At 67.0% G+C, this 2,016-nt stretch carries 3 protein-coding genes; all 3 read left to right on the top strand.

The genetic code is table 11. The features are described from left to right. The first annotated feature begins 779 nt into the window (after positions 1-779). The 3 genes from ACWJ6R_RS35370 to ACWJ6R_RS35360 are packed head-to-tail and all read left to right on the top strand — an operon-like array spanning position 780 to position 1,627. Complete coding sequence (locus tag ACWJ6R_RS35370; RefSeq protein ID WP_449066385.1) at positions 780-1,016, top strand: hypothetical protein; 237 nt, start codon at positions 780-782, stop codon at positions 1,014-1,016. Further along, on the top strand, positions 1,013-1,423 hold the full coding sequence (locus ACWJ6R_RS35365) for a hypothetical protein (RefSeq protein ID WP_449066384.1): 411 nt from the start codon (positions 1,013-1,015) through the stop codon (positions 1,421-1,423). The genes ACWJ6R_RS35370 and ACWJ6R_RS35365 overlap by 4 nt, the downstream gene beginning before the upstream one ends. A 6-nt stretch (positions 1,424-1,429) precedes the next feature. Then, positions 1,430-1,627 carry a hypothetical protein gene (locus tag ACWJ6R_RS35360; RefSeq protein ID WP_449066383.1) on the top strand — a complete coding sequence of 66 codons (198 nt, stop codon included), beginning with the start codon at positions 1,430-1,432 and terminating at the stop codon, positions 1,625-1,627. The last annotated feature ends 389 nt before the right edge of the window (positions 1,628-2,016 follow it).

Raw genomic sequence — 2,016 nt, 5'->3', positions numbered from 1 at the left:
GTAGGAGGCGGTGGTCGAGCCCTGGAGCATGACCTGCTCACCGGTCTCGCCGGTGTCCGCGCTCGCCGTACCGGCGGTGGCCATGCTCAGTCCGGCGGTCAGGGTCAGACCCAGGGTGGCGGTGAGGAGGCGGGCGCTGGTGGTGAGGCGGGCGGCGAAAGTCATGGAGGCGGTTCCTTCGTTCGGCTACAGGGCTCCGGTTCCGTTCCAGCTCCCGGAGGGGCTCGGGCGGGACCGGTGAAAGCCCTGCTGCAGCGGCCTTCGACATCCAGTAAGCCGTCCGGACGTAGCGGTCCCAGTGCGGCAGGGGTGCGGCCCGGTTGCAGGGGGCCGGAAACCCTAAAGTCCCGACACCACCGGCGATCCCGGGTCCTCGAAAGAGCCGTGAAAGCACCGGCTGCGAGATCGGCAGACGTGCGGCCTTCACCTCGGGGTCAGCCACTACCGGAAGCAGCAGCGGCTGCCTCGGCGCCGTTCCACCGAGTACGGCGGTAGACCGGACTTCATCCGAGATCCGCGTCCTCATGACTGTCAGCCGGATCCGAAGAGGTCGCCATCGCCCAACCGCTGTTTACGCCGTAAACACTGGCGAGCAAGGCACGAACGGCCGGACCACGCCCCTACGGGTACATCGCCCAGGCCTTTCACCGGCAGATACCGGAGGACGATCGCGCGACGAAAGAGCGTCAGGAACAGCGTCTCGACCCGATCCAGGCGTCCGACCACAAGAGTGCCAAGTTTGAATGGCACCGCTCCGCCAACAAAGCTAGGCTGCCAGCGTGACATTGTGGACCTACCAAGAGATCCGAGACCGGATCTACGTCCTTGCACGGCAGCATGACCTTCGTCCCGACTGGATCGAACAGGGAAGGTCCACTCGATTGCTCTTCCTGTACGACGCTCAGCAAGTCGTCGTCGGCCGGGCTCTGGTTCCCCTGCGGGACTTCCGCCCGGAAACACTCGCCGCTCTGGCAACAGCCCTTGAACCCGTCTTCGGAAAGGATTGGCTGGAATGACCTCGCACAGCTTGACCTACCGGGTCACCCGGGGACAGACCCTGGACACTGGTCTCATGGTCTGGTCCGCCGTTCCGATGGATGTCGCTCCAATCGGTGGTGTGACCGGCCGCACTCTCGCCGAGTTGCAGGAGGAGGCCGAAGCCGTCGCCTGGTTCATCTTGGACGTTCCCAAGGGGACTGAGATCGCCGTAACCTACATGTACGACATCGACGAGCAGTTGGCTGCGGACTTGGATCAATACCAGCAATCGATCGCGCAAGCCAAAGCGGTCAGCGCTGCCCGGGAAGCCGCCGCCATCCGTGTGGCGAAGAAGCTCGCAGCAGCCGGGATCAGCGAACGGGACGGCGCACTGATCATGGGCGTGTCCAAGCAACGCGTACACCAGCTCAAGCACGCCAGTTGACGCCCGATGACCACTACTTCGCTGCGGTTGCCCAAGCCGGTGATGGACGCCGTCCGTGCTCGAGCGGCGGAGCGGGGCATCAAGCCGACAGCGTTGATCCGCGAGGCGATCGTCGCGAGCCTCGTGGACGGTCAAGCGATGATCCCGCTGAGTGTGCTGCTCGCAGCCGCGGAGGAGTACGGCAAGCGGCAGCCGGCCCGCTGAGCATTCGCCTTCGCAAGAACACCTCAGCGCGGAAGGTGTTTACGGCGTAAACACCTGGGTGGTGGCGCTCCGGGTCCGCCGCCGCCGGGTGCGGTGTCTCCGGGCCGGGAACGCGTCGAGGCCGCCACCCGGATGTGCGGGTGGCGGCCTCGACGGCGTCTGCTCGGATGCCCGTCGCTCGGGTGCCCGGGGCTCCGGGTACGGGGTCCCTGCCGGACGCGGTGCGGTGCGGAGGTCGGCCGTGATCCCTGGCCGGTCCCAGCCGGTTCTGGCCGGTGCGGGTCCGGTGCGGGCACGGGGTCCCTGCCAGGTGTGGGGCATGGTCTCTGCGGGTGCGGGTGCGGTGCTCACAGGGCGGCGGTGCGCAGCACGGTGGCGACCAGGTCGGC

The sequence above is a fragment of the Planomonospora algeriensis genome (assembly GCF_977012225.1).
This window is presented reverse-complemented; position numbering and strand designations above follow the sequence as displayed.

Bases quoted from the DNA above. Each gene is read 5' to 3' on its own strand.
- ACWJ6R_RS35365 (WP_449066384.1), top strand. From the start codon at position 1,013: ATGACCTCGCACAGCTTGACCTACCGGGTCACCCGGGGACAGACCCTG.
- ACWJ6R_RS35360 (WP_449066383.1), top strand. From the start codon at position 1,430: ATGACCACTACTTCGCTGCGGTTGCCCAAGCCGGTGATGGACGCCGTC.